The organism is Pseudoselenomonas caprae, assembly GCF_008271345.1.
Taxonomy (GTDB): domain Bacteria; phylum Bacillota; class Negativicutes; order Selenomonadales; family Selenomonadaceae; genus Selenomonas_A; species Selenomonas_A caprae.
In genome coordinates this window covers 92,602-118,234 of sequence record NZ_VTOZ01000005.1, presented here as the reverse complement: position 1 = coordinate 118,234, position 25,633 = coordinate 92,602, and the positions used below count along the sequence as shown (strand labels likewise).

Sequence of the window (25,633 nt, the reverse complement as noted above, 5' to 3'; positions counted from 1 at the left end):
CAACCTCGTACTTTCTCTTCACTTCTTGACCAATGCCCCAAAGATCGCATCCTTGTCAAACTCGCCGGTAGCAAAGCCCGGCACTTCCTTGAACGCCTTGCAGTAGGCAAGGCTCATCTCCGTAAAGACGGCACTCATCTGCGCATCCGTATACGGGCAGTCATCGGTGACGATAAGCGTCGCAAAACTGAATGCCACGAGCCACAAATTGCGGAAATACTTATCCGCCGTCGCCGCATCCATATGATAGATGCGCATAATCGACTCGCGCACCAGCTCCTGCGAAAAATGCAGCGCGTCCATCGCGCCGCCTACCGCCTCATCCGGCTTCGTCAAGAACAGCAGCTTATAGAGCTCCGGCTCTTCCTTCGCAAAGCAGATATACTGCTGGCCGACCCCCAGGAACGGCACGGGGCCTTTAAGTCCCGTTTCGATATACGCCTGATAGCGTCCTTTGGCCATGGCATAGACCTCGACCTTCAACTGTTCCATCGTCGTGAACCACGTAAAGATCGGCCGTGGCGACACGCCGAGCTCTGCGGCAACTTCGCGCGCCGTCACCGCATCGATTCCTTTCTTGCGCACGACTTCGAGAGCCGCTGCCACAATCTCCTCTTTTTGAAACTTGACCTTTGGAGGCATAAACACGATCCTTTCGTTTAAAAAACATCCGTTACGTAACAGTTGTTATCTTACATGATTTGATGCGTACTGTCAAGCGGTTGTTCTTATTTTCTTTTATTCTTCCGCTCCGAGCGCACAATAAAACGGCAGCTGCACCTCATACGAGCCGTGCAGCTGCCGCCAATCCGTTATTTCTTTTCTTGTCCGTCTTTAGGGGGCGCCCCCTCCATCGACAGGTTCTCCTTGGCGTAGGCCTGTAAATCGTCTGTGTTCTCCACGACATCTTCGACATAGCTCTTGATGTCTCTTGTCAGCTCCTCCGTATCGGCCGCCGACATTTCCCCGAGCTTCTTGAAGGCTTTCTTATGGCCAGCATTGAATTCGGCCTCATCGTCATATTTGCGGAACAACAGCCGCATCATCTTGCGCCGCAGGAATTTTTCGCGAATGATGTTCTCACGTTCTTCTACCCAGGCCACCGCCAGAACCACCAGCAGCAGGATGCCCATATAGCCAAGCAATGGATACATCCACGAAACCAGCTGGGAAAAACCGCCAAAACTGCAAACATAACCAAGCGCAACAATGCCAATGAGAATCTTGCGCATCTTGCCGATATCACTGCCCGCGAAACGCCGCGCCGTCGCATAGTAGAGGCTGAACGCCGTATTGAAGATCAGCGCGAATATCACTACCGCATAGATGACGGCAAAGGCCGGATGGATCTGATTCACGAGCGTCAGCATCGGGATCTCCGCATCTTTGACCTTGTCGAGATTGGCAAACAGCGCCATCGAAGCACTGCCGACAATCACTCCGATAATCGCGCCGCCTAGTGCGCCGCCCTTTTCGGCATCACTGATGCGCACGACCGAGCCGCCGAGTACAAAAGCCATCGAAACACCATTCATCACGCAGAGCGCAAAGTAATTGATGACGGCCAGATAGACATTGGGCATCGCCGGCCGCAGCGATTTCGACACTTCATCGAGCATGGCAAAGTCATACGACTTGCCCAAAAACGTATAACCTGTCACCAGTAAGATCATGACGACAATGATGGGCGTAAACACACCGAGCACCCGCGTAATCTTGTCAAAATCAAGGAACGCAATCACGCAGACCAGCAGCGAGCACACCAAAGCGCCGAGCCAGCTTGGCAGGCCAAACTGCTGCTGCAGGTTGGCCCCGGCACCAGCGACCATGACAAAGCCGACGACAAAGCAGGACACCACCAGCGTGACATCGATGATGCGCTGGATGATGGGATGCGCAATCTGTTCCAAGACTTCCTGATGGTTGTTCGACTGATAATGAGAACCGAGCGTCACGATGATGCGCCCAAAGATTATATTCAAAATGCCCAGCACTGCAACGCCAGCCAGGCCGATCTCACCAAAACTCAAAAAATACTGCAGCAAATCCTGCCCCGAAGACAAGCCCGCGCCTACCAATACCCCTACATAGGCCATAGCAATCGATATGGATTCCTTACTAAACTTCATCCGGTCACCCTTTCTTTTATGCAATCATAAAACAATTTCATATGTACATTTTAACACATTTGTTATAGTAACGCAAAAAACAGACAGATTTGCAGTCAAATCGACCGCTAATCTGTCTGTTTTTTTATCACTGAAAAAGCCTGACCAGCCTATCGCCTGGTCAGGCTCCTCATTCCTGTCAACGGGATTGCAACAAATCGAGCATCGACGCTGCTGTTTCCGCACTGGCAAGTTTTTCGTTTTCGTCTGTCCCGATTTTACCCGATTTGTCCACCTGCGTACTCAGTATCGTCGGATTATCCTCAGGATGCGCCGCATGCGTCTTACTCTGCGAGACGATGCGATCCCCCTCATAAACCGTGATGAGCACTGATCCATCGGACATGACCTGCGTGATCGTTGTGGTTTCCTCGCCACTGTCACCGGCACCATCCTCGCGGACGCCACCGCCAGTCTCCAGCTGTCTGAGCATTTTCACAAACGCTGACTTGGCTGCCGGCGTCTTGTCCGTCGTTGCTGCTGCGGACGCTGCTGCCCCTTGATTCCACAGCACCGTTTTCGTTGCCTGGATTTCCATCGAATTCCTCCTAACCGCAAAAAGACACTCTTCTGCCTATATATCGGATAACCGCAGGAATACTTAACCCCTATCGGTTGTGCTTCGTTGAGTTTTTTCTATCGCCCTAAACACTTTCCCCGCTTGGGGATATAAAGAACAGAAAGCAAGATAACAATACACAAAGATGTGAGGGGGAAATAAAATGTTTAAGGTAATAAAAAACTTTTTTAAGACGCTCACGATGCCGACAACGATTCCGCCCAAGAATTGCCCGCTCTGGGTGTGTTTCAAATAGAGTTGACTTAGGCCACAGCAAGGACAACAAGTAAGATAACAACACGTAACAATGTAAGGAGGAATATAAAATGGAAAAGCTCATGAACAAGATGGACAACATGGAAATGGACAAGGTAGCTGGAGGAAAAATTTTTCCTCGTCCTCGTCCTGGTTGTCATGACAGTAATGCAAATTCTATGGTAGCTACTCGTGGCCTTCCCCCGGTTGGACACGTAGATGAAACACAAATGAAACTCCCTATCGGTGGTGGTCATAAAATTACTATAGCAGAAAATGTATTTGAAACGCAAAACGCAAGCGCTTGTGTTGGTAAATAATAGCGATATAGGCTAAGACATAAACAGAGGGCATATCATCAGATGTGCTCTCTTTTATATGCGCAGAGCTATCAACGGCTATTGCTGATCCCAGCCTGGAATTCCGCCCAGATCTTCTTCTTGGCGATCTTGCCCGTCGTTGTCCGCGGCAGTTTATCCATGATATGGAACTCGCGGGGTATCTTATAGAGGGCCAGATTGTTCTGCAGGAATTGCTTGAGCTCACGGATATTGACCTCTGCCCCTTGATGGACACTGTAGAAGCAGGCACCGACCTGACCGCGGAGCTTATCCTCAATGCCAATGACAGCCACCTCATGAATCCCGGGGAACTGGTAGATAAGCTCCTCGACCTCGCGCGGATAGACATTTTCGCCCATGCTGATAATCATATCCTTGATGCGGTCGACAATATAGATATAGCCATCTTCGTCGGCTCTGGCCACATCGCCCGTATGGAACCAGCCACCGCGCATGGCATCATGCGTCACATCGGGAAGATTCCAATAGCCAAGCATCACATTATCGCCTTTGACGATAAGCTCGCCCAGCTCGCCGCGCGGAACCTCCTCCCCCTCATCATCGATGAGTTTCCACTGCGTCCCTGGAACCACCGGCCCACAGGAACCGACCTTTGTCTTGCCCAGCGGCGTCATCGTGACGATTGGTGCCGTCTCCGAAAGACCATAAGCCTCACAGATATCCAGACCAAACTTTGCCGTAAAATCCTGCTGGATCTTTAGCGGCAGCGTCGTCCCCGCACTGACCACGAGCCGCACCGACTTCATATCTTCCGGCGTACCAAGCTTCGTCAGCAGGCTGCAGATAGACGGCACGATATAAAGCTCCGTAATGCCTTCCTCACGAATCGTCTGGATGGTCGTCCGCGGCGTGAACGAATCGAGGATCACGATGGCTGCGCCGACACTCAGCGAATAGAACACCGCGCAGGTAAGGCCATAGCAATGATACATCGGCAGCACGCAAAGCGCCTTGTGCCCGGGCTTGCAGCCCATATAGGCAATCTGCTGCGTATTGAACACGATATTGCGGTGCGAAAGCACTGCGCCCTTGGGATTGCCCGTTGTCCCCGATGTATAGATAATCTGGCAGGGGTTGTCCTCACTGAAATACTCCGACAGCTCTGGCGCTTTCCCGATTCCCGCCTGCGGCTTGCCGATGGTGCGGATGTCAACCTGCACCACCTTGAGCTGGCAGCGCAGCTGTGCGAGCGCATCCACAAGGTTCAGCGGCTGATACGTCAAGAGCATCTGGATACCGGCATCTTTGATGATATAAGCGATCTCACGGCTGCTGAGCTGGAAATTCAGCGGCACGGCGATTGCCCCTAACGAAGTGATGCCCATATAGGCAAAGATGAACTCCGCACTGTTGCGCGTAAAGATGCCGACACGGTCACCCTGATGGACACCCGCAGCATGAAGACGGTCGCGGCTGGCTTTCACGGCAGCCTGGAGCTCACGGTACGTAAACCGGCGCTCATGATCGACAATGGCCAAATCATTTGGCGCCCCTTGATAAATCAAATCATGGATAAGCATGTTATCACTCTTTTCTTCTTAAACAAAAATTGGCACCAGGTACTAATTTAGTACCTGCTATCAATTTTATACCAGGTACTAATTTTTGTCAAAGGATATTCTGTTCAGCTGTCGAATAAAGTCTATATACCCTTGGAAATCTTCACCCATAAGAAAGGAGCTGCAACTATCCTATGGCTATCATCCACAGCGGCGACATCGTCTACGTCAAACGTACCGGCTACCGGCACTTCGGCATCTACACGGGAAATGAGCAGGTCATCCACTATCACAAGGAGCACAACCCGCTGCTCAGCGATGGCATCATTGCCGAGACTACGCTCGCTGAATTCAGGGGCAGCAGCGACACCATCTATGTGCTGAACGCTACGACCCCAGCAGGAACTGCACTATTCGACTGGCTGGTACATCGTCTGGCAGGCGGCGATGTCGAACTTTTCTCGCCACAGGAAACCGTCACGCGTGCCCGCAGCAAACTCGGCGAGCACGGCTATAGCCTGCTGCTCAACAACTGCGAGCATTTTGCCCTATGGTGCAAGACCGGTATCGCCCAGTCCGCCCAGTCCGACTACCTGCTCGAATGTTTGCAGATGCTCATGCCGCCCCTGCCCCAAAACAAAGAAGACTGACCAGTCAATTGACCGGTCAGCCTTCTTTGTTTTCCGTCCTGTATTATTCCTGCGGCATGGCCAGATAATCATGGCCTTCCTCACCAAATAGGCTCTCGCCCGAGAACAGCTTGATGGGCACAAGCGTAAGCAATCCGATAAAGAAATAGCCACATGACATCGGCATCAAAGCCAGGATACGGGTAGCTTCCCAAAAGCTTCTGCCCTGTTTTATTTCCTGCTTGAGCAGATAGCACAGCCATATCAGCACCAAAATCGAGGGAATAAATGGCGCTATCACAGCAGTCATCGTTCCCACCCCATGCGTAAGGATTGCCACACCGAAGAACATGTTGAATACAAACGTTAACGCATACGTCGCCACAATATAAGTGAGATACTTTTTATAATTGGTAAAAATCTTGAACCGATGACGATTCACAAATACAGCCGCGATTATCCAGACAACGGCTCCTGCGATGCCAACGAATTGACCAATCATGCATAAGATAAACATGTTAACGAGGCCACTAAGCAGGATGCGAAAGAAGAAATGCCACACTTTATTCCGATAATTGATATAAATCATCATAATGATAGCTGGAATCATAACCACTAACATAGCCAAGGATGGCAGTAATGAACTATCATGCGACATACCATTTGTTACAAGGCTCACTGTGCGCCACAAACATACAACCTGAATAGCCACTAACATCAAAATAAATTTGTTGCACCATGACTCATCTTCAGAAAAACTACTTTGACTTAAAGTACTCATTGAATAACCTCCTAGTTCTACCTCTTCAGTCAATTTCCATTTTTCATGATAAGTCGTGTAAATTAGATAATAGCCAGCTGGCAATTAAACTTCCATTAGGGTTGCATGTTCCCCTAACGAAAATTTAACTCATTGCTCATCAACGTGATTGCAGCATATTGAGCATCAACGCTGCCGTTTCAGCACTGGCAAGTTTTTCGGTTTCGTCTGTCCCAATCTTGCCCGATTTTTCCACCTGCGTACTCAGTATCGTCGGATTCTCTTCTGGATGTGCCGCATGGGTCTTGTTCTGCGACACGATGCGATTCCCCTCATAAACGGTCGTAAGCACCGAGCCATCCGACATGACTTGCGTGACAACGGTAGTATCCTCACCGCTGTTGTCATCCGTATCGCGAATGCCGCCGCCCGTCTCCAGCTGGCGGAGCATATGGGAAAACGTCGTTTTGGCCACCAGGGTCTTATCCCGCTTCGACGACTCTGTTTCTGCGGCACCTGGATTCCACAGCACCGCTTTTGTTGCTTGAATCTCCATACAATCCTCCTTTACTAACACGTTCTCCTATATATATCGGCGAAAAACAGATTTTAATAAGGACGCAATTCCTTCCGCAATACGATCATATCAATCAGCCTATGCCCGCACTCAATGATTGGATGGTCATAGTTGTCGATGAAGAAACCTTTTCGCACATGATGACGGATAAAGCCGCAGTGCTCATAAAACGGAATTGTCAACGGACTGTCACCAGTCCCCACCTGAAGCCAGTCATAGGACGCTCGATACCGATTTTCCACGTATTCAATGAGTTTTTTCCCATAGCCTCGCCCCTGCCACGCTGGGACAACGGCGATATTCATGATTTCCAGTATGCCATTTCCTGCATCCGTTACCACACACTCAGCCCGCACTTCGCCCTCATCCGCAAGGACATACATCGTACCTGCTGCCAAATACTTTTCAACCATACTCTGCTGCTCATCAGCTAGCAGGAGCAACGGCATATATTCCTGCTTTTCTTCTGTCACATATATTTCCATAGCAATTGTCCCTTTTACGTAATTACCAATCCAGCACCAGGCCGACCTGCATCTTTTGCAATCGGCTTCCGAGCTCTTCTTTTAACCACTTATAAGCCCGTTCTTCCGTACAATGGCCCGTGCAAACATACTCTATTCCCGTCGCTTTGATTTCCTGTGCCACCTTTTGCACTTCAGCTTTACTCTTCTTATAAAGATGAAAGCCGCCAATAAGCCCATAAATATACTGGCCCGGAAATGTCGTCTGGACTTCGCGGATGATATTTGCCACCCCGCCATGACAACACGAATGTAAACTTTCCCGTTGCCACATTATCCACCACTACCGTCAGACGTGTCGTCATTCCCATCATCAGCCAACCTCCCGCTAATATCTCTGCTTTGCTAATAAAAAATATATTTATATCAGTATACCATAAGCGTCAATATCGTTATATTTTTGTAAACATCATGACAAGGCCATTTGACCAAGCACTTTAACTGGTCAAAGTCCTCAAACATAAAACAGACGGCCTGACTGGTCAATACAATGACTTATCAGGCCGTCTGTTTTACCTTGTTGCGCTGTCATTCAGATACGCAAACGAATTATTTCTGTGGCATTACGAGATAATCATTTTCCTCCTCACCAAAAAGGCTTTCGCCCGAGAAGAATTTCACGGGCACAATGGTAAGCAAGCCGATGAGGAAATAGATAAAGGCCACGGGAATCAGCGCCACAATGCGCGTCGCCTCGAAGAACGTTCTCCCTTTCTGTATCTCCTGCATGAGCAAATGATAGAACCAGCCGAGCAGCGCCATGCTAATGGCAAACGAACCAAGCTGAATCAGCGGCCACATCTCCGGCTTATGGAAAAAGAGCCGCATCACGGCCAATCTGAGGCCAGCCGTCAGGATATACGTTGCCACGATATAGCGGATATAGTTTTTATACCGCAGAAATACCGCAAACCGCCGGCGATTGACAAAGACAGCGGCCACCACCCAAACGATTGCCGCGGCAACACCAATAGAATAAGCGGCCATCACCAATAAAATCACATTGCCCATGACACTTAACAGCAACCGGAATAAAAAGTGCCAGACCTTATTCTTATAATTGACATATATCGCCAGGATCAGGAACAAAATGACAGCTATTACTGTTACTATATTGAACAGCATAGCAGCATCACCATCCCCTTTCCCCGTCATAAACAGGAACGATTTCCCCATACTCAGGGTCTGGACAATTGCCAGCGCCAAAATCCATTTTTTGCACCAGCTTACATCAGATGAATTGGTGCGTTCACAAAAAGTACTCACAATAAGCCTCCTTTGATTTTGCAACGTGAAACAATCCGTATTATACCCTTTAATTCTTATAGTTTACTTAACGTTTCCCATTGACCGGTCAACCTTCCGTAAAAATACAACGAGCGGCCTGACAAGTCAAAATCTGACTTGTCAAACCGCCCATTAACCGAAACACCCAATATTTATGACGCAGGATCATCCAAGTATGACCACAGACACGTTCCACCAGATTCACAAACACAGCCTCCGACTATCGACAAATATTCCTTATCAAGTATAATACCTTTCGCGTGTCCTGTATATCCTTTATTTCCTGCTGCTTTTCTCTATTTCAGATATTTTTCTTCCAAGTTTGCCAAGGTCCCGTCCATCTTCAGTTCTGCCAGTACAAAGTTAATGTAGTTGAGCCATTCCTGGTCGCCTTTTTGCATCAGGATACCACAGGAGTGACGCGTAAAGGGCCTGTCCTTGAGCGGAGCGGCCAACCGCTTGTCCATGCGGACATAATGTGCAGCCTCTACGGTTTCCGTAATCATGATGTCCGCCTTGCCCTCGGCAATCTGCCGGGGAATATCCGCATTGTCATCATGAACGATAAGCTGGGCCTGCTTGAAGATGACCAGCCTCCACATTTGTCCCCACCAGCATCAATACTGCCAGCAATAGCAGGCATATCCGATTAACCAGCGCAACTTTTTTCAGCATAACTGTTCCACCTTCCCACCATTCAGCTTTCATTCAGCTCCGCCAAACCATTCTGCTGCAAGATTTCTTTTACTTTTGCATTGACTCCAGAAAAACCTAGAGGTCTGCCGCAGTTTTCCTGTATCTCAAGCAGCAAGCGGATTCCTGCCGATGATATATACTTCAGTTGGGTACAATCAATCCTTATCCCTTCAATGTTTCCGCCATGATTGGCTTTCTCCCACACCAGCAGCAGTTGCGGTGCTGAGATGGTATCAAGCCTACCACACAACGACAGGTGCAGGATTCCCTTTTCCAACGCATATTCCATCGCAAAGGGCTGCTCTTCCATGAACCTCGCCGTATCGTGTAATCCCTTTGTCTCGTCAAGGGTAATGATCCAATAATGACAATGCCTCATGGCCTCCTTAAAGCGCACAATCTGCTCTGGAGCAAGCTGCTTATAAACGCTTAATTCCGGCATATGTTCCCCAAGATTAATCTTCTTGGCCTTGAGGCCGTGCCTTGCTAAAAGTGCTTCAGCCCTTGCTTCCGAGGCAGGTATATCTGTCGGCTCGATGATGAAAGAATTACCTAAAGCCACCACGGCTGACTGCCCTTGAGCCGTGTCCCTTGTCGCCATGAGTTTCGCCAGCGATTCTTCGCCGAAAACGGCCTGGAAAGTGCCGCAAAACTGCAGCGCATATTCAAGGTCTGGCGTTATCCAGCAGCCGCCATATTCGCTTAGCAGGCATTGGATATTGGCGATGACGGTATCAGCCTCGTCATCACTGAAATACATCATCATGCCCTCGGTTGAGATACATAAAGGCCCGCTAACATCATGCAAGGCAGCTTTCAATGAGCTGTAATTGGTAGCGTCTACTCCATAGAAGGTCACATTTTCCGCTTGGCCAGCCAATTGACGGATAATCGGTTCTATTTCCTGTATGACGATTGGCAGATCCAGTCCAACAAATTTCCTGCCATGTTCCGTCATATAAATTGCCTTTGGCGTATAGCCGCAGGGCAAATCTACAGAGGTCATAATCCCAGACGCCTCAATCAAGCGGCACATCGTACGATACTTGGCCTCAACCACCAGCGCATTGCCCAGGATGGTTTCTTCATCCTTCATATTTTGCAGCAGTGCCTTATCGTCTAAAGCCAAGGCACAGGCAATCTCCTCAGCCCCTGGTATTTTCGCCCTTTCCATCAAGCACACAGCTGTCTTAGCGGTTAGATATACGGGATTGACTCGTGCCTGCATACTCTTTACTGACATTTAGGGACCTCCATTATTTCTACGCAAATACATTCCGGCAAATAGCATCGCCCATGGTTTCTTCCCAGATAAAGTTGTTGCTGAACTTACCGACGCTGCGGCTGTACCTCCTGCCTTCTTCCTACGCTCTACAAGAAGGGAATTCATTGCAACACGCCCCAATCAGCCGCCACAGACGGGGCGATATTTTTGAGGGAATCAATCAATACCACACAGTCAGGGCGTACCCTCTGCAGCACAAAGCGCATCTTGTCCTGTGGAATGGCTACGCAGCCGCCAGTGTATGGTTTCATCGGCGCCGTGCAGTGCAGGAAAATGGCCGAACCCTTGCCAAGCTCACCAGCCTCATTGTAGCTGATGTTCAAGCAGTAGACATAGTGAACCGTATAGTCAGCGATATGCTCGCTGGCTTCTTTATCAAGGCCTGGGAACTTGCGGATATCCACCATCTCGTTATATCTCATGCCGGGACGCATGTCGCCAGACCAATAGAGCAAGCACTCTTCTTGTTTTAATCATATTCCTTTCCTCCCCGCATCGCTCTGTTTATTTTCCACCCTGCAGACTGCTCTTGGTATCCTGCTCCGCACTGCGGATATCTTCCTTCATATCCTTAGCCAGATTGATATCATGGAACTTTTTGTCATCAGGCAGTATCATTGTGAACTTATCCGTCTTGTCCAGATAGATAGTCCCTTCTTTCAGCGTGAGTTCTAAGATATGACCGCCCTTTTTCTTATCGTCCGACAAGAAATGGAAATGCCAGCCCGGCGAGTTGAGTCCCCCCATATAGCTGGGGCAATACAGGCCCACCAAGGTGCCGTTGATGTTCTTCTCCGTAAACTCCGTCTGTTTCCCCTTCAAAGCCTCCACGAGCGTAGGATAGGGCTCCTTGCTGCCATATTCGCTCCGGAACAGCACCGAATCAAATTGCGCATGGAGTTTCACCATGTAGAAACTGTTGCCCCCCTGTTTCTGGACGGTATCGTTCAGGACCTTTTCAAAGGCTGCCTTATCCTTGATATCCTTGAGGCTAACGGCAATATCCTGGTCAAAAAAGGTCACGGTGGCATACGGGATAATCGTCTTGTCCGGGGCAACGATGACGCGCCCATCGCCCAGCGCCTGATAGACCTTGCCATCGAGCACGATCATCTCGCCATTTAATCCCTCGAACGTACCGATTCCCGTATCGCCCAGGGTACGCAGCTGCCCAGACGTGACTGTGCCGCAAAAATATCCTTGAGCCAGCGACTGCAAGAGCGCTACCTGCGCAATGCTTTCCCGATCAGCCGCGGCCGCATAGCCCGTGCTGCCAAGCAGCAGACCTGCCAGAACAGATGCCAAGATTTTCTTTGTCCGATACATAAAGAACGCTCCTCTCTATATTCAATGCTTATTTACTGACATAGCTGCGTTTCTCGGGGGGAATCTTATCCCAGGCAATCGCATTGGCCGCGATATGCTTTTTGAGCCCCCAGGCAGCAGCAATGCCCGCAGCTTCGCCGATGCTCATGCAGGTAGGCTGAATGCGCATCGAGGCTTGCAGGATGAAGCTGGCACTGATGCAGCGTCCCGCCACGATAAGGTTTTCTACCTCCTCCGTCACCAATGAGCCATAAGGGATCTCATAATAGCCGCCCTTGGGCAGCTTCTCCGAAACCTTTTCCCCATGGGCATCGATGAACCAGGCCGTACGGCAGACCGCGTCGGCAAAGCGGCTCTGGCTATGGTAATCATCCTCCACCAGATAATGCCTGCCGCGGATGCGCCAGGACTCCCTGGCTCCCAGCATGGCCGCCTCCCGGCTGATGAAGGCCTTCTCAAACCCGGGCAGATGGCGGATCAGGTAGCTGGCGATATTGTGCATCATGCGGCGGCCATAGGCTACAGCTTTGCTGTAGGAAACCGGATCACTGGCCGAAAACTTCACAGGAATCTCCGGGCAGTTCATGCTCATGACACCATTCTTGCCAATAATGGTATAGGCCTGCATGTACTCGGCCTCTTCCTGTGTGATTTCGCCGCTTGCCACACCTTTTGCCATCAGATCTTCGAGCTTATACCGCTGCTTGCGGTGCATGGCCTCGGCGATCTCAAAGTACGGCGGCTTAGACTTGCACCAGTCCTCTTGGAGCTCCACGGCCACATGCTGATAAAGCCTGCCGACATCGATGCCGCCCATCTCAAAACGGAAGGACAGCGGCTGGTTGTTCCCGGTCTTTTCGTAACCACGCTCATAAGGAACACCTGCCGAACGCGAAAGATAGGCATCGCCGGTGCTGTCGATAAAGGTCTTGGCCTGGATGGCTGCCAGGCCCGCAATGGTCTGGACGATGCAGGTCGTAAGTTTTTGGCCCTCTACCACCGTATCGACCACCACCGTCTGGAAGAGAACGTTCACGCCAGCTTCGCTGCACATCTCATCATAGATGAGGGTCAGCGTCTCCGGATTGTGCCAGGTCTGCTGGGTCACGCCATCAAAAGGCTCGATGCCATGCTGGCGCAGGCGCGCCTTGACCTCAGCCACATAAGGTGTGTCACTGTCTGGCGCATGGGTATCCATAAAGGGATAGACACAGCCAAGCACAGCCAGGCCCCCGAGGGCCACGCCACGCTCGATCAGCACGGTTTTGGCCCCGTTCCGCGCCGCCATAATGGCCGCTGCTGTTCCCGATGGGCCGCCGCCAGCCACGCAAACATCTACCGAAAACAGCACCGGGATTTCCTTGCCCCCATAGTTTATGGTGCCTGCCTTACTCCCTGCAGCGCTTACGGTATCTGTCCCGCCAATCGCGCCTTCTGCCAGGACCCCTATGGCGGCCATACCGGCCATTTTCATGAAATCACGGCGGGAAATCGGAATCGAAAAAGATTTTCCCATGGAAGTACCTCCATTCAAATTTGACTTGTCAATTGACCGCTCAATCTGCTCGCATATAGGTCTCTAAAAAGTCAAAGACATGCGTAAAATACTCTTTGGGTGCCGTATTCTTGGCGTCAGCATGGCCAGCACCTGGCACAATCCATTTTTCCTTGACCGGTGCCGCTGATGCAGCGTATAACTTTTCCATCATGCCAACAGGCACCAATTTATCCGCATCGCCATGGATAAACAGCATCGGCATTCCGGTATAGGGAACGCTTTTATAGGGTGCTGCCGCCGAAATTGCCGCGCCAGTCTTGAGCCGGCTGACTACATCGACACAATTCATCACAGGAAATTCCGGCAAGCCAAATAATTTCTTCAGCTGGACGGTAAACATATCATAGGCACTCGTATAGCCGCAGTCCTCGACAGCGGCCACTACCTGCGGCGGCTGTTTTGCCGTTGCCATCATCACCGTCGCCGCCCCCATGGAAATCCCATGCAAGGCAATCTTTGCTGACGCATCCCTGCGAAGGATTTCTTTTGCCCACAGGACGATATCATCGCTTTCTCTTACGCCCATCGTAAAGTATTTTCCTTCACTTCGCCCTGCTGCCCGCAAATCCGGCGTCAGGACATGATAGCCTTGCTTTAGGTATTCAGCGGCATAATCCCAGACAAATCTCTGATCCCGGCCATAGCCATGTACAAGGATTACCCATCTGCTGCCAGGCGCCGCTGGCGAAAAATGCGTAGCCACAAGTTTCAGTCCGTCGGCAGAAGTTATTGTCCAAGTTTCACTTTCCGCCTGTGGTTTAGCTGGAGCATCAAGCCCCGGCTCCACGATTGCTACTGCCGCCTCTGGTATTGCCGTAGGATCGTCCGGATTAGCACGATACAGGGCATAGTCGACAAAACCGCTGCCAATCAAATAGCCTGCCCCGCCCAGCAGCATCAATAGCAAAACACTAGCCACCAGCAATTTCTTCTCCATCGTATCCCCCAATCCAAAACCATCGCTTTTTTCACTTCTCCGGTTACGCCTGGCAAATCCTCTTTCCCGATGAACCGATGGAATCGGTGGACATACCAGCACACAAAGATGACAGCCGACACATTTTTTCGCATCGAGGATAGGGCGCCGCTATCCATCCTGCCTGGATGGCCTGATGACCGCCATCCAGGCAGGAAATCTCGCAGCGTTCGCAGCCAATACATGTCTTGCGGTTAAACTTCGGATATTTCCCCTTTTCGCCCAGAAACATCCCATCACCTTCTTTTATAAGGCACAAGGGGCTGAATCAACTCAGCCCCTCGCCTGCTCTCCCAATGCCATCATTTGGCCTGCGATGCCATTTCCTTCATCAGCCAGTCATGGATTACCTTGTTATCGATCTTGCCATCGGCCGTATTCTCATCGTTATAGAATGCTTTGAAATAGCTCGGCAGTTCTTCATTGATGAGCTGGATAGCCCAGGCACCTTTATTTTCGCCGATGCCATAGATAGCATCCTTATTGACGCCGTAGTTCTGGCGGACATCCTTTAAGATTCCCCGCAGGACATTCATGCCTTCCGTGCTCGTCAGATGACCGATGCGCGCATCAGAAGCCTGCGTAGTCTGGATAGTCAGCACGATCGCATACTGCTGTTTTTTCTCCAGCTCGTCCACCCAGGCGCTGACACCATCCGGCTGTTTCAGCAGGGCTCTGCCATCGGTCTCCCCGGCCACATCATTGATGACGACAATCAGCGGGTAAGACTTGCTCGAGTCATACCAACGCGGCAGGCAAAGCTGATACTCAAGCTGTGAGCCCATATCCTTCGAACTCACAAAACGCTCCGAGGCTGGCAGCTTATCCTCAGCCGAATCCTGTCCTGGTCCCACTGGCACGCCAGTACGGGTCTCCATGGCTCCCTGCGTAGCCGGGCGGAACTCTGCCTGAGCCGTCATCGCACCAATGCCAAGGCTTACGCCAAACGCAGCAACAGCAACAGCCGTCACGATTTTCTTCTTTTGCATGATAGTCTCCTCCTTAACCTTTCCTTTATGTTTATTTACTTACATAACTACGCATACTTTCTGGAATCTCTTCCCATTTGATTTCGTTTATGGCAACATTCTGGGAAAGCCCCCAGGCAGCAGCAATGCCGGCTGCCTCCCCCATGCTCATACAGGTCGGCTGTATGCGGAAGGACGCCTGCGCGGCGAAACTGCCGCTGGCACAGCGCCCCACCACCAGCAGGTTGGACATCTCGTTGGTTACCAAAGCACGATAGGGAATCTCGTAATAATCGCCTTTTTTCAATTTCTTGAAAAGATCAAGTTTCACATCGTGGATGTCAATCGGATAGGCCGTGCGGCAGACTGCATCCGCAAAATGATGGGCCTTCAGGTAGTCCTCGGCCTCCATATAGTATTTCCCGCGAATCCGCCAGGACTCCCTCACGCCCACCATGCTTGCCTCGCGGCAGATATAGGCATGCTCAAAGCCCTTGATATTCTTGATGAAGAAAGCCGCCAGACGGCGCATCATCTTCCGGCCGAAGGATACCGCCTTGCTGTAAGAAACCGCATCGGTGGAACTGAATTCCAGTGCTGGCATCTCCGGGCAGTTCATGGACATTACGTCAGGCTTGCCCGGAATTGAGAAGGCCTGAATATACACGACATCATCCTTTGTCAGCTCGCCCCGCGACACACCGCCTTGGAAGAATTTCGCCGTGGTTTTCATCTTATCGAATTCCACGAAGGGCGTCCTTCCGTCTTTCAAGGCATCTATTATGAGTCTGTCAGACAATGGAGTTTTCCAGCCGTCCTTTAACTCATCGCGAAAGAAATGATAGACTTTCGCCATATCAATACCGCCCATTTCAAAGCGCAGGCTCATGGGCTGGTTGCGTCCGGTCTTTTCCGAGCCCTTTTCGACGGGAATGCCCACAAACCGGGAAAGCAAGGCATCGCCTGTGCCATCGATGAACACCTTGGCCTCTACCTTTCCCAGCCCTGCTACCGTCTGGACAATGCAAGCGGTGATTCTCCCCCCATCGGTCTGCGCCCCCACTAAGGCTGCATTGTAAAGGATATCCACTCCCTGCTCCGCGCACATTTCCTCGTAGACAAGAGAAAGATACTCCGGCACATATCGCGCTCTGCCGCCACCGTAAAAGGTATCGCTGTCTGTGACATCTTGAAAGGGTGATACTCCCTGTTTTTCCATGCGATTGTTCAGATCCGTGATATAAGGCGTGTCACTGCCCTCGGCGAAAGTTGGCATGCAGGGAAAAACGCATCCTTGCGTCGCCAGACCACCAAGGGAAATACCACGTTCGATAAGGACAACTTTCGCGCCTTTGCGTGCAGCGCTGACAGCCGCTGCCGTTCCCGCGGCACCGCCGCCAACCACGCAGACATCAGCACTCAGAAGCGTCGGCAGCCCTTTGCCACTTGCTCCGATTGGTGCAGCTGCGGCTTTGCTGCTATGGACAGCCGCTCCTGTCAGCACACCTACGGTCCCCATCCCGACCAGTTTCATGAACGCACGGCGGGAAATCGGAATCGAAAACGATTTTTCCATATGCTCCTCCTAAAACTTACTATCCTCATCTCTTTTCTTCATATGCCGATCGTGTTTATTTGCTTACATAACTGCGCATACTTTCTGGAATCTCTTCCCATTGGATTTCGTTTATAGCTACGTTCTGGGAAAGCCCCCAAGCGGCAGCAATGCCGGCTGCCTCGCCCATACTCATACAGGTCGGCTGTATGCGGAAGGACGCCTGCGCGGCAAAACTGCCGCTGGCACAGCGCCCCACAACCAGCAGATTGGACATCTCGTTCGTTACCAAGGCACGATAGGGAATCTCATAATACTCTCCTTTTTTCAGTTTTTCAAAGAGATCAAGTTTCACATCGTGGATGTCAATCGGATAGGCCGTGCGGCAGACAGCATCGGCAAAATGATGAGCCTTCAAGTAATCTTCCGCGTCCATATAGTATTTGCCACGAACCCGCCAGGACTCGCGCACGCCCACCATGCTTGCCTCGCGGCAGATATAGGCGTGCTCAAAGCCAGGAATATTCTTGCTGAAGAATCCAGCTAAGCGGCGCATCATCTTCCGGCCGAAGGATACCGCCTTGCTGTAAGAAACGGCATCAGTAGCACTGAAGTTCAGTGGCGGCATCTCCGGACAGTTCATCGACATTACAGTGGGCTTGCCAGGAATCGCAAAGGCCTGGATATACAGGATATCATCCTGGGTCAGTTCCCCGCGAGCAACACCCCCCTGGAAGAATTTCTCATTCTTTTTCCACTTGGCAAACTCAAAGAATGGCGGTTTCTTCTCTTTCAGAGCGTTCTCCACGATATCAACGAACAGGCCTCGTGTATAATCATCTTTCAATTCCTTTTGAAAGAACTGGAAGACCTTGCCGACATCAACGCCGCCCATCTCAAAACGCAGGCTCATCGGCTGGTTATGTCCCGTCTTTTCTGAGCCCTTTTCTACAGGAACGCCGGCAAACCGGGAAAGCAAGGCATCGCCCGTGCCATCGATGAACACCTTGGCCTCTACCTTAGCCAGGCCTTCTAGCGTCTGGACGATGCAGGCAGTGATCTTGCCGCCATCACTCACAGCTCCCGCTAAGGCAGCATTGTAAAGGATCTCAACGCCAGCCTCTTCGCACATCTCATCGTAGACATACGAAAGATATTCTGGCACAAATTGTGACCTGCCACCACCATAATAGGTATCGGTATCTATCCCCAGGGATGGCGATGTCCCCTGCTTTTCCATGCGTTTGTTCAGATCCGTGATATAAGGCGTGTCACTACCATCGACAAAGGTTGGCATACAGGGAAATACACATCCCTGGGTCGCCAGACCGCCAAGGGAAATCCCCCGTTCAATCAGGACAACCTTCGCGCCCTTGCGTGCGGCACTGACAGCAGCAGCCGTCCCCGCCGAGCCGCCGCCAACCACACAGACATCAGCAATCAGAATCGTCGGCAGACCTTCGCCACTTGCCCCCAGCGGTGCAGCTGCGGCTTCGCCGCCAGGAGCAGCCGCTCCAGCCAGCATCCCTACAGTCCCCATGCCGACCAGTTTCATGAATGTGCGGCGGGAAATCGGAATCGAAAAGGATTTTTCCATAATACGCCTCCCCCATAATAATATTTGAAAAAAGAAAATAATCTGACATTACATCTCTATACTTCTTTCTTTTTGCTACAATTCCTGCTAAAAGGCAAAAAAATTGACCGGTCAAACTTGACCGGTCAAACTCTCCTTGCCGCTATTATTTATGCAGATATTTCTGTTGCCGCATTGTTCGCCGTATATTCCGCCTGAAGTTTATCCAGGCCAGACATGATTGCATCATAAGTATCTGTCACCTTTCCCTTGGGCAGATTGCTACGCAGGCTGCCACCGTTGATAAAGGCGATATCTGCGCCAGCAGCATGGCGTATCGCATCGGCGGCCAGATTGCCAAGCTCAGATTCCTGCTTGCGCACGATGTCCCGTTCACTCGTCAGTTCCCGCGGGCTTTCCGCTACGACTTCTTGCATCTCTTTATCCACCCGCGTCTTGATTTCGCTCAGGGTCTGCGCCACGCCATCGCTAGGCTTAGCTGCCAGTTTCTCTACCCCTTGCCGATCCAGCAGCATGCCCTGCACCTTGCGTACTTTATGATCCTTGACCACAAGCTCCACCTTGCCTAAATCATGCCCATAATATCCCGTCTGGCAAATCAAGGTCTTGCCTACTTTCAGCCCTTGGGGCAGCGTCGTATGGCTGTGGCCATCGATGATCACATCAAAGCCCGGCACCTCCTTGGCAATGCGCTCGGAGGTGATTGGCAAAGGTAACGGCCGCTACGTTGTCGGGATTCGTCTTATAAGCCGTTTCCGGTGTCGTCAACCCCACGACGGCCACCTTGACACCATGGACGTAAAAGACTTATAGGGCGCAAAGATACAGGTTTGACTGCCCTTATCGTACAGGTTGGCACTGATTTAGCTTTCCTTAGTATTCCGCACGTTTCCTTATTTTCCTGCTAACTTGAATCTCATAAACCGTCTACAGCCTTTCCTTTTATTTTACGCTTGGCAAAATTTGAACAATGACGTTATAATAACAGACAGCAGAACATGACAACCGAGGGGATAACCTATGACGAAAAAACAAACGCCCCTTGACCGCTTGCGGGACAAGGGCTATAAAATAACACCACAGCGCCGCGCCGTCCTGCAGGCCTTTTCCGCCTGCCCGCCGTTCCCGACCGCCCAACAGATCCGTGAAGAAGTCCGCAAGCAGCAGCCCGACGTATCGCTCGATACGATCTACCGCAACCTTTCCTTGCTGACAGAGCTCGACATCGTCCACGAGATCTTCCGCAGCTCCGGCAATGTCTATGAGCTTGCCGATGCGGCCCATCATCACCATCATCTAGTCTGCACCGAATGCGGTCATACCGAATGCATCGATGTCTGCCCGATGACCGATGCCTATGCGCAGGAGGCTGCGAAAAAAGGCTTTGCGATCACGGGCCATATCTTCGAGTTCTACGGGCTCTGCCAAAAGTGCCAGCAGAAAAAACATAAAGATTGACAAGTCAAGGGCAAGCGTTGACAAGTCAATGACAAGAGCAATGATAAAAATTATCAAACTGCTCTTGTCATTTTTATTTTGCATGCTATAATCGTAAATAGTAATATTACTATTTACTTATTTTCTTTTCTAGGAGGTCATCACTTTGAAATGCAAAACTTCGTTTTTCTGCCTGCTCGCCGCCTTCTGCCTGATGCTCACCGGCTGTGGCGCGGGCAGCACGAGCTCTTCACCGGACGCCGCCAAAGACGGCAGCTTCCGCATTGTCACTACCTTTTATCCCATGTACATCGACGCCATCAACATCACCAAGGGCATTGACGGCGTCACGGTCACCAATATGACCAAGCCGCAGACCGGCTGCCTGCATGACTATCAGCTGACCACCGAGGATATGAAGACCCTGGAGAAGGCCGATGCCCTCATCGCCAACGGTGCTGGCATGGAAAACTTCCTCGGCAAGGTCATCAAGGAACAGAAGGACCTCAAGGTGATTGACGCGTCAAAAGGCATCGAATTGCTGAAAGATGGCGATGAGGAGAACCCGCACGTCTGGCTCAGCATCACGTCGAGCATCGAACAGGTCAAGAACATCACCGCCCAGCTGAAGGAAGCTGACCCGAAGCACGCTGATGCCTATCAGGCCAATGCCGATGCCTATATCCAGAAGCTCGAGGCCCTCAAAAAGGAAATGCACGAAACCCTCGACAACGTCCCCCATAAGGACATCGTGACCTTCCATGAGGCCTTCCCGTATTTTGCCAAGGAATTCGGCCTGCACATCCTGACGGTCATCGAACGTGAGCCGGGCACGGAACCTACCCCCTCCGAGCTGCAGGCCATCATCGAACAGGTCAAGCCCCTCACAGCCAAAGTCCTGTTCACCGAGCCGCAGTATTCCCCTGCCGCTGCTCAGACCATCGCCCGCGAAACCGGAGCCAAGATCTATACCCTTGACCCGGTAGTGACTGGCGAGGCCAACGAAGCTGCCATGGACGCCTACCTGACGACCATGCGCAAGAATATGGAAACGCTCAAAGAAGCTCTGCAATAACCAAATAAAAAGGTGTGGACAAGATGCCCTCGCATCTGTCCACACCTTTTTCATTTCTGGCTGCTCACCAGCAGCGACAAGGTCAAATGGTTGGCCTCTCTGCCGAACAGCACCGCCCGCTCATAACGTATCCTTTTCCATGTCATGCACCTTCTTCCAAGGCATCCACAGACGGGCAGATGGAGAGGAACATATCCATCCGGGATATTTCCAGCACCTCCCGCACGATACCCTGCGGGGAGCACAGGCAGAAGGGCTGCGACGCATTCTCTGCCTGCTTGGCCAGCAGCAGCAATACCCGGATTCCCGCACTGGAAATATAAGCAAGCTCTGACAAGTCAATCGCCAGCCGGTCTGTCTGCAGCAGCAGCTTCTCACCTTCCGCCTGTACCTGCGCCGCTGTCGCGCGGTCCAGCCTTCCTGCCAGCTGCCAGATATGCCAGCTGCCTTTTTCTGCCTGGGCAAAGGTCATTGCCAGATCAGTCATCCTGTCGTCCTCCCTCGTCCTCTGCCGGTCCATGATACACAAAGCCCAGCATGGTTATATCGTCTGATTGCTCTGCCGCGCCGGCATGTCCCTTGACGGCAGCCTGCACGCTGTTCAGCATCCCGGCTGCGTCAAAGCCAGGCTCCATGGCTGCCAAGGTCTGCCGCAGCCGCGCCTCGCCGAACTGCTCATGCTGCTCATCCATCGCCTCAGTCACGCCATCGGTGTAAAGCAGGACGGCTGTGCCGCGTGCCAAGGTAAGCTGCTGAGTTGTGAACGCCAGCCCGCTGCGCACGCCCAGGATGGGGTCCTTGGCCATGGGCAGATACTCCCAGTCCTGCCCCCTTCCCCTGATTGGCGCATTATGTCCCGCATTCACATAGGTGAACCGGCCCGTAGGCAGATGCAGCACACCGATGAAGGTGGTCACAAACATCAGCTCACGATTGCTTGCCGCCAGCGCATCGTTAGTTGCCGCCACGATATCGGCCAGCCGGGCCGCTGATTTTTTCATCAGGGCCTGATCCTTCAGCAGGGTCTTGGCAATCACCATGAACAAGGACGCCGGAACGCCTTTATCCGAAACATCGGCAATCGTCACCACGAGATTGTCCTCGTCCATGAAGTAGAAATCGTAGAAATCGCCGCCGACGACCTTGGCCGGATGCATCATCGCGGTAAGGTCTACCTGCCCCTTATAGCGCTCCGCTTTGATAGCCTCTGGCAGCATGCCGGCCTGGATGCTCGCAGCTACTTCCAGCTCCGTCTTCGCGCGCTCTGCCTTGGCCGTAGCCTGCTCCAGCTCCTTCATATGCCGCTGGAGCTCATCGGTCATGGCATTGAAGCAGATGGCCAAATGGCCGATCTCATTGCTCTCATTCATGTCCAATTTTTTGTTCAGGTTGCCGGCGGTGATCTCCTTCACCCCTGCTGCCAGCTGACGGATGGGCTTTGTCACCCGGGCAGCCATAACGCCGCTGCTGTAAAACGCGAGGAGCAGCAGTGGAATCAGCAGCAGTGCCTCCTTGCCTGCCGTCGCCAGGAAGATCTGCTGCACATCCTCTTCAAAGCCTTCCATCTTCGCCTGCACGTCGCCGCTGGCCTGCTGCGCTGGCGCCATGACTACATCGGTACCGATCAGCATGCCGAAGCTCCAATGCAGCTTGTTCATCGGCGCATAGGCCAGATAGTATTCCTTGCCCTCTACGGTCACGCGCATGACATCGCTTTCACCAGCCACCATGTGTCCGGCCGCCTCGGCCAGCGTTTTCTCCCCGGACTGCCGGATATCGAGATATTCCGGCACAGCCGCCAGTATCCCCTCCTGCTCAGAGGAAAAGGCGATGTTGCCCTTATCGTCCAACGCAAAGCAGATGCCCTTGATGCCAGCAGCCACATCCATCACCTGCTTATGAATATCCTCCACACTGCCGCCGATGCTTACGACACCGGCAAAGCCATCGGCATCATAGTACGGCATCGCACAGGAGACCTCCAGATAGCCATCCTCGCCCAGATAAACCTCGGTGAAGCTCAGTGCATCTTCCCGCTGTGCCTGCTTATACCACGGCCGCTCCCGCGGGTCATAGTTTGCCAGGAAATCGGCCTTCTTCGCCGCCGAGGGGAATATCGATTTTTTCCCCACCGCGCCAGGGATGATGTCGACGCAGATCATGTAGCCATGCTTGGAAGCCGCCAGCAAAGACGTGCGGTAATTCTTATAGGTCAGGCTCAGCGGCTCCAGCGCATCGACGATATTCCCCGCCAGCCCGATCTCCTGCGCTATAGGCGCTGGCATCCCTTGCCGCTTGAGCGCAGGACTGTAATGGATATACGATATCCCCGAAACGATATCCTCGGGATTGTCCGACGACGGCAGCTGACGCGGCCGGTAATACTCCGGATGCTTCAGGATGCGCGTCATGGTCTGGGCGAGGATGGTCACATCCTCACCATTGATCTCGAGCTCCCGGTCAATATAGCTGGCTTGCGCCTCGGCGAACTGCCGCAGCCAGTCCTTGGCATTTTCCTCGGCCGACTCCCCCACCGAGTCGGATACCAGGCGGCTGACGCTCCTGCCATGATTTTCCAGTGCGGTGCGCGTGCTTTCCAGCGCATACAAAGACAAGGCGCTGACGCTCAAAAATATCAGCAGGCCACATGCCAACACCAGCACAAGCACCTGATTCCTGATACTTTTCTGCCTCGCCGCCTTGATCTGACGAATCCATGCTTTGATCTTTTCCATCGCTGTCTCCCTCTCAAGCAGGCCCCACGCCTGCCTGATCTTATAGCTATTCATTCTATGGATTCGCCGCACCACCAGCCAGTTCCTTCCTCGCAGGCGATAAAAAAGCTCACGCCGCCAAGGCCCCAGATAGGCAAAAATGACCGGTCAGATTGGCGCGTCAAGCGGTGCCAGTCTGACCGGTCATTTTTGCCTGTATTCACTTGATGAATCTTACCTCTCGGCAGATTTCTTCGTATACCTTTTCCTTGCGCTCGTTGAAAATGACTTTGTTTTCCTCGAACAAGTTGCGCCCATGGGTGTCGATAGAGACAATTAGCGGGCCGAACTCCTTGACCTTGCTCGTCCACAGCGTCTCGGGCATGCCCAGATCCATCCAGTTGGCCTGGATGATCTTCTCGACGCAATCGGCTGCCACCACCGCGCAGCCAGCGGGGAATACGCAATGCAGCGCCTTATGCTCGCGGCAGCCGCGCATCGTGCCATCTCCCATGCCGCCCTTGCCGATGATCAGCCGGACACCGGTTTCCCGGATGAACGCTTCCTCAAATTTCTCCATGCGCATCGAGGTCGTCGGGCCGACCGTGACCATCTCGTAGTCATCTTCACCATGCTTGCGGATGATCGGGCCTGCGTGCAGGATCGCACCATTGCGCACGTCGACAGGCAGCGGGCGCTTTTCCTCGATGACGCGGCGATGGGCCACATCACGGCAGGTCGTGAGTTCACCAGTCAGATAGATGACATCCCCCACATGGATATCTTCCAAATCCTCGGCACTGATGGGTGTCGTAAGTATCTTCTTTGCCATTAGAAATCCACCTCCGCATGCGAATCGATCGTGTAGTTGAGCTCCCGGTCAAAAACGATATGCCCGCGGCGATGCGACCAGCAGCCGACGTTGACCGCCACGCCAATGACCGACGGATGACGGGCGCTGTTCTCGATGTTGACGCCCATGACGGAATTCTTGCCGCGCAGCCCCTGCGGGCCCAGGCCCAGCTTGTTGATGCCATCCTCCAAAAGCTTTTCCATCTTGGCGGCCTTGGGATTCGGGTTATGCGAGCCCAGCGGCCGCATGAGGGCCCATTTGGACTGCAGGGCCGCCACTTCCACTGAGGTGCCGATGCCAACGCCGACCAGAAGCGGCGGGCAGGCATTGAGGCCATAGCTCGTCATGACGTCGAGGACAAACTTCGTGACGCCCTCATAGCCTTCACCCGGCATCAGGACCTTGGCCTGTCCTGGCAAAGAACAGCCGCCCCCGGCCATATACGTATAGATCTCGCAGTCATCGCGCCCCGGCACGATATCCCAGAACAGCGAAGGGATGCCGAGGGCGACATTCTTGCCCGTATTGTACTCATCAAAGGTCTCCACGGCGTTATGCCGGAGCGGCGCAGCCTTCGTCGCCTGGATCACAGCCTCCCGCAGCAGCACCGGCAGCTCGCCCATATAGGGAAAGCCAGCGCCGCATTTGATGAAGAACTGGATGGCTCCTGTATCCTGGCAGCTCGGACGGTTGAGCTTCTGCGCCAGCTCCTGATTCTCCCGCATCGTCTGATAGATCGCCTTGGCCAGCGGCTCTTCCTCCTGTGCAGCCAGCTCTGCCAGCTTCGCGCGCACATCATCGGGCAGGCACTTGCCGGAAAAGGCCAAAAACTTCGCGATGGTATCCGTCATCCGGGCTACCGCCTGTTCTTTCGTCATACTATCCTTCCTCTCCGCACACAATAACACAATCCTTGGAATTGCTTTCGTTGCTCTTATTATAATTTCGCTTTCCATATAAGTCGAATACCAAT

Annotated in this window: 28 protein-coding genes; 4 read left to right on the top strand and 24 right to left on the bottom strand. The window is 52.3% G+C overall.

The window, feature by feature from the left end; translation table 11 throughout:
• Positions 1-18 precede the first annotated feature (18 nt).
• The 3 genes from FZ041_RS03805 to FZ041_RS03795 form a co-directional block, all read right to left on the bottom strand.
• The gene (locus tag FZ041_RS03805; protein ID WP_218150076.1) at positions 19-606 is read right to left on the bottom strand and encodes a TetR/AcrR family transcriptional regulator; all 588 of its coding nucleotides are present in this window, start codon (positions 604-606) and stop codon (positions 19-21) included.
• A 206-nt stretch (positions 607-812) separates the two neighbouring features.
• Entirely contained in the window at positions 813-2,129 is a 1,317-nt protein-coding gene (locus FZ041_RS03800) for a YkvI family membrane protein (protein ID WP_149188580.1), read from the bottom strand.
• A gap of 178 nt (positions 2,130-2,307) precedes the next feature.
• Complete coding sequence (locus FZ041_RS03795; protein WP_255449232.1) at positions 2,308-2,706, bottom strand: hypothetical protein; 399 nt, start codon at positions 2,704-2,706, stop codon at positions 2,308-2,310.
• A gap of 347 nt (positions 2,707-3,053) precedes the next feature.
• On the opposite strand from FZ041_RS03795, the gene FZ041_RS03790 reads away from it, so the two are divergent.
• A complete protein-coding gene (locus FZ041_RS03790) occupies positions 3,054-3,302 on the top strand; it encodes a hypothetical protein (protein WP_149188579.1) in 249 nt (82 codons plus the stop codon).
• A gap of 71 nt (positions 3,303-3,373) precedes the next feature.
• On the opposite strand, the gene FZ041_RS03785 is transcribed toward FZ041_RS03790, so the two are convergent.
• Positions 3,374-4,864, bottom strand: coding sequence for a class I adenylate-forming enzyme family protein (locus tag FZ041_RS03785; RefSeq protein WP_149188578.1), 1,491 nt, complete (start codon positions 4,862-4,864; stop codon positions 3,374-3,376).
• Positions 4,865-5,037: 173 nt separating this feature from the next.
• On the opposite strand from FZ041_RS03785, the gene FZ041_RS03780 reads away from it, so the two are divergent.
• Positions 5,038-5,493 (top strand): lecithin retinol acyltransferase family protein, encoded by a 456-nt coding sequence (locus FZ041_RS03780; protein WP_149188577.1) that lies wholly within the window; start codon positions 5,038-5,040, stop codon positions 5,491-5,493.
• A 43-nt stretch (positions 5,494-5,536) separates the two neighbouring features.
• On the opposite strand, the gene FZ041_RS03775 is transcribed toward FZ041_RS03780, so the two are convergent.
• The 15 genes from FZ041_RS03775 to FZ041_RS03705 form a co-directional block, all read right to left on the bottom strand.
• The gene (locus FZ041_RS03775) at positions 5,537-6,253 is read right to left on the bottom strand and encodes a hypothetical protein (protein WP_149188576.1); all 717 of its coding nucleotides are present in this window, start codon (positions 6,251-6,253) and stop codon (positions 5,537-5,539) included.
• A 139-nt stretch (positions 6,254-6,392) separates the two neighbouring features.
• Positions 6,393-6,788 carry a hypothetical protein gene (locus FZ041_RS03770; RefSeq protein ID WP_255449231.1) on the bottom strand — a complete coding sequence of 132 codons (396 nt, stop codon included), beginning with the start codon at positions 6,786-6,788 and terminating at the stop codon, positions 6,393-6,395.
• 53 nt (positions 6,789-6,841) lie between these two features.
• On the bottom strand, positions 6,842-7,294 hold the full coding sequence (locus FZ041_RS03765; RefSeq protein ID WP_149188575.1) for a GNAT family N-acetyltransferase: 453 nt from the start codon (positions 7,292-7,294) through the stop codon (positions 6,842-6,844).
• 22 nt (positions 7,295-7,316) lie between these two features.
• On the bottom strand, positions 7,317-7,565 hold the full coding sequence (locus tag FZ041_RS03760; protein WP_149188574.1) for an MBL fold metallo-hydrolase: 249 nt from the start codon (positions 7,563-7,565) through the stop codon (positions 7,317-7,319).
• A gap of 317 nt (positions 7,566-7,882) precedes the next feature.
• Positions 7,883-8,599, bottom strand: a complete 717-nt coding sequence (locus tag FZ041_RS03755) for a hypothetical protein (RefSeq protein ID WP_149188573.1) — start codon at positions 8,597-8,599, stop codon at positions 7,883-7,885.
• Between the two features lie 317 nt (positions 8,600-8,916).
• Positions 8,917-9,222, bottom strand: coding sequence for a transporter substrate-binding domain-containing protein (locus tag FZ041_RS03750; protein ID WP_255449229.1), 306 nt, complete (start codon positions 9,220-9,222; stop codon positions 8,917-8,919).
• A gap of 95 nt (positions 9,223-9,317) precedes the next feature.
• Positions 9,318-10,559 carry an STAS domain-containing protein gene (locus FZ041_RS03745; protein ID WP_149188572.1) on the bottom strand — a complete coding sequence of 414 codons (1,242 nt, stop codon included), beginning with the start codon at positions 10,557-10,559 and terminating at the stop codon, positions 9,318-9,320.
• A 143-nt stretch (positions 10,560-10,702) separates the two neighbouring features.
• On the bottom strand, positions 10,703-11,023 hold the full coding sequence (locus FZ041_RS03740) for a hypothetical protein (RefSeq protein ID WP_187626299.1): 321 nt from the start codon (positions 11,021-11,023) through the stop codon (positions 10,703-10,705).
• Between the two features lie 82 nt (positions 11,024-11,105).
• Positions 11,106-11,927 (bottom strand): acetolactate decarboxylase, encoded by an 822-nt coding sequence (gene budA, locus FZ041_RS03735; protein WP_149188571.1) that lies wholly within the window; start codon positions 11,925-11,927, stop codon positions 11,106-11,108.
• Positions 11,928-11,955: 28 nt separating this feature from the next.
• Positions 11,956-13,443, bottom strand: a complete 1,488-nt coding sequence (locus FZ041_RS03730; protein WP_149188570.1) for an FAD-dependent oxidoreductase — start codon at positions 13,441-13,443, stop codon at positions 11,956-11,958.
• 40 nt (positions 13,444-13,483) lie between these two features.
• On the bottom strand, positions 13,484-14,422 hold the full coding sequence (locus FZ041_RS03725; RefSeq protein ID WP_149188569.1) for an alpha/beta hydrolase: 939 nt from the start codon (positions 14,420-14,422) through the stop codon (positions 13,484-13,486).
• 341 nt (positions 14,423-14,763) lie between these two features.
• Positions 14,764-15,450, bottom strand: a complete 687-nt coding sequence (locus tag FZ041_RS03720) for a hypothetical protein (protein WP_149188568.1) — start codon at positions 15,448-15,450, stop codon at positions 14,764-14,766.
• Between the two features lie 31 nt (positions 15,451-15,481).
• Complete coding sequence (locus FZ041_RS03715; RefSeq protein WP_149188567.1) at positions 15,482-17,005, bottom strand: FAD-dependent oxidoreductase; 1,524 nt, start codon at positions 17,003-17,005, stop codon at positions 15,482-15,484.
• Between the two features lie 55 nt (positions 17,006-17,060).
• The gene (locus tag FZ041_RS03710) at positions 17,061-18,581 is read right to left on the bottom strand and encodes an FAD-dependent oxidoreductase (RefSeq protein WP_255449228.1); all 1,521 of its coding nucleotides are present in this window, start codon (positions 18,579-18,581) and stop codon (positions 17,061-17,063) included.
• A gap of 149 nt (positions 18,582-18,730) precedes the next feature.
• Complete coding sequence (locus FZ041_RS03705; RefSeq protein WP_149188566.1) at positions 18,731-19,291, bottom strand: 5'-nucleotidase C-terminal domain-containing protein; 561 nt, start codon at positions 19,289-19,291, stop codon at positions 18,731-18,733.
• Positions 19,292-19,601: 310 nt separating this feature from the next.
• On the opposite strand from FZ041_RS03705, the gene FZ041_RS03700 reads away from it, so the two are divergent.
• Together FZ041_RS03700 and FZ041_RS03695 are read left to right on the top strand one after the other, a co-directional pair.
• The gene (locus FZ041_RS03700; protein WP_075441835.1) at positions 19,602-20,039 is read left to right on the top strand and encodes a Fur family transcriptional regulator; all 438 of its coding nucleotides are present in this window, start codon (positions 19,602-19,604) and stop codon (positions 20,037-20,039) included.
• A gap of 193 nt (positions 20,040-20,232) precedes the next feature.
• The gene (locus tag FZ041_RS03695; protein ID WP_149188596.1) at positions 20,233-21,093 is read left to right on the top strand and encodes a metal ABC transporter substrate-binding protein; all 861 of its coding nucleotides are present in this window, start codon (positions 20,233-20,235) and stop codon (positions 21,091-21,093) included.
• Positions 21,094-21,235: 142 nt separating this feature from the next.
• On the opposite strand, the gene FZ041_RS03690 is transcribed toward FZ041_RS03695, so the two are convergent.
• Genes FZ041_RS03690 through ttdA form a run of 5 tightly spaced genes read right to left on the bottom strand, consistent with a single transcriptional unit; the run spans position 21,236 to position 25,538 of the window.
• Positions 21,236-21,580: an STAS domain-containing protein gene (locus FZ041_RS03690; protein ID WP_173371314.1), complete on the bottom strand. Its 345-nt coding sequence runs from the start codon at positions 21,578-21,580 to the stop codon at positions 21,236-21,238.
• A complete protein-coding gene (locus tag FZ041_RS03685) occupies positions 21,573-23,828 on the bottom strand; it encodes a SpoIIE family protein phosphatase (protein WP_187626298.1) in 2,256 nt (751 codons plus the stop codon). Before FZ041_RS03685 ends, FZ041_RS03690 begins: the two co-directional genes overlap by 8 nt.
• 50 nt (positions 23,829-23,878) lie before the next feature.
• Positions 23,879-24,031, bottom strand: coding sequence for a hypothetical protein (locus tag FZ041_RS14410; RefSeq protein ID WP_187626297.1), 153 nt, complete (start codon positions 24,029-24,031; stop codon positions 23,879-23,881).
• A complete protein-coding gene (gene ttdB, locus FZ041_RS03680; protein ID WP_149188563.1) occupies positions 24,028-24,639 on the bottom strand; it encodes a L(+)-tartrate dehydratase subunit beta in 612 nt (203 codons plus the stop codon). Before ttdB ends, FZ041_RS14410 begins: the two co-directional genes overlap by 4 nt.
• Positions 24,639-25,538 carry a L(+)-tartrate dehydratase subunit alpha gene (ttdA, locus tag FZ041_RS03675; RefSeq protein WP_075428357.1) on the bottom strand — a complete coding sequence of 300 codons (900 nt, stop codon included), beginning with the start codon at positions 25,536-25,538 and terminating at the stop codon, positions 24,639-24,641. Before ttdA ends, ttdB begins: the two co-directional genes overlap by 1 nt.
• Between the last annotated feature and the right edge of the window lie 95 nt (positions 25,539-25,633).

Coding starts and splice junctions, on each gene's coding strand:
- FZ041_RS03725 (WP_149188569.1), bottom strand. CDS start 14,422: ATGGAGAAGAAATTGCTGGTGGCTAGTGTTTTGCTATTGATGCTGCTG.
- ttdB (WP_149188563.1), bottom strand. CDS start 24,639: ATGGCAAAGAAGATACTTACGACACCCATCAGTGCCGAGGATTTGGAA.
- FZ041_RS03715 (WP_149188567.1), bottom strand. CDS start 17,005: ATGGAAAAATCGTTTTCGATTCCGATTTCCCGCCGTGCGTTCATGAAA.
- budA (WP_149188571.1), bottom strand. CDS start 11,927: ATGTATCGGACAAAGAAAATCTTGGCATCTGTTCTGGCAGGTCTGCTG.
- FZ041_RS03750 (WP_255449229.1), bottom strand. CDS start 9,222: ATGTGGAGGCTGGTCATCTTCAAGCAGGCCCAGCTTATCGTTCATGAT.
- FZ041_RS03780 (WP_149188577.1), top strand. CDS start 5,038: ATGGCTATCATCCACAGCGGCGACATCGTCTACGTCAAACGTACCGGC.
- FZ041_RS03790 (WP_149188579.1), top strand. CDS start 3,054: ATGGAAAAGCTCATGAACAAGATGGACAACATGGAAATGGACAAGGTA.
- ttdA (WP_075428357.1), bottom strand. CDS start 25,538: ATGACGAAAGAACAGGCGGTAGCCCGGATGACGGATACCATCGCGAAG.
- FZ041_RS03730 (WP_149188570.1), bottom strand. CDS start 13,443: ATGGGAAAATCTTTTTCGATTCCGATTTCCCGCCGTGATTTCATGAAA.
- FZ041_RS03745 (WP_149188572.1), bottom strand. CDS start 10,559: ATGTCAGTAAAGAGTATGCAGGCACGAGTCAATCCCGTATATCTAACC.
- FZ041_RS03740 (WP_187626299.1), bottom strand. CDS start 11,023: ATGAGATATAACGAGATGGTGGATATCCGCAAGTTCCCAGGCCTTGAT.
- FZ041_RS03710 (WP_255449228.1), bottom strand. CDS start 18,581: ATGGAAAAATCCTTTTCGATTCCGATTTCCCGCCGCACATTCATGAAA.
- FZ041_RS03700 (WP_075441835.1), top strand. CDS start 19,602: ATGACGAAAAAACAAACGCCCCTTGACCGCTTGCGGGACAAGGGCTAT.
- FZ041_RS03685 (WP_187626298.1), bottom strand. CDS start 23,828: ATGGAAAAGATCAAAGCATGGATTCGTCAGATCAAGGCGGCGAGGCAG.
- FZ041_RS03770 (WP_255449231.1), bottom strand. CDS start 6,788: ATGGAGATTCAAGCAACAAAAGCGGTGCTGTGGAATCCAGGTGCCGCA.
- FZ041_RS03775 (WP_149188576.1), bottom strand. CDS start 6,253: ATGAGTACTTTAAGTCAAAGTAGTTTTTCTGAAGATGAGTCATGGTGC.
- FZ041_RS03785 (WP_149188578.1), bottom strand. CDS start 4,864: ATGCTTATCCATGATTTGATTTATCAAGGGGCGCCAAATGATTTGGCC.
- FZ041_RS03800 (WP_149188580.1), bottom strand. CDS start 2,129: ATGAAGTTTAGTAAGGAATCCATATCGATTGCTATGGCCTATGTAGGG.
- FZ041_RS03765 (WP_149188575.1), bottom strand. CDS start 7,294: ATGGAAATATATGTGACAGAAGAAAAGCAGGAATATATGCCGTTGCTC.
- FZ041_RS03720 (WP_149188568.1), bottom strand. CDS start 15,450: ATGCAAAAGAAGAAAATCGTGACGGCTGTTGCTGTTGCTGCGTTTGGC.
- FZ041_RS03795 (WP_255449232.1), bottom strand. CDS start 2,706: ATGGAAATCCAGGCAACGAAAACGGTGCTGTGGAATCAAGGGGCAGCA.
- FZ041_RS03690 (WP_173371314.1), bottom strand. CDS start 21,580: ATGACTGATCTGGCAATGACCTTTGCCCAGGCAGAAAAAGGCAGCTGG.
- FZ041_RS03695 (WP_149188596.1), top strand. CDS start 20,233: ATGCTCACCGGCTGTGGCGCGGGCAGCACGAGCTCTTCACCGGACGCC.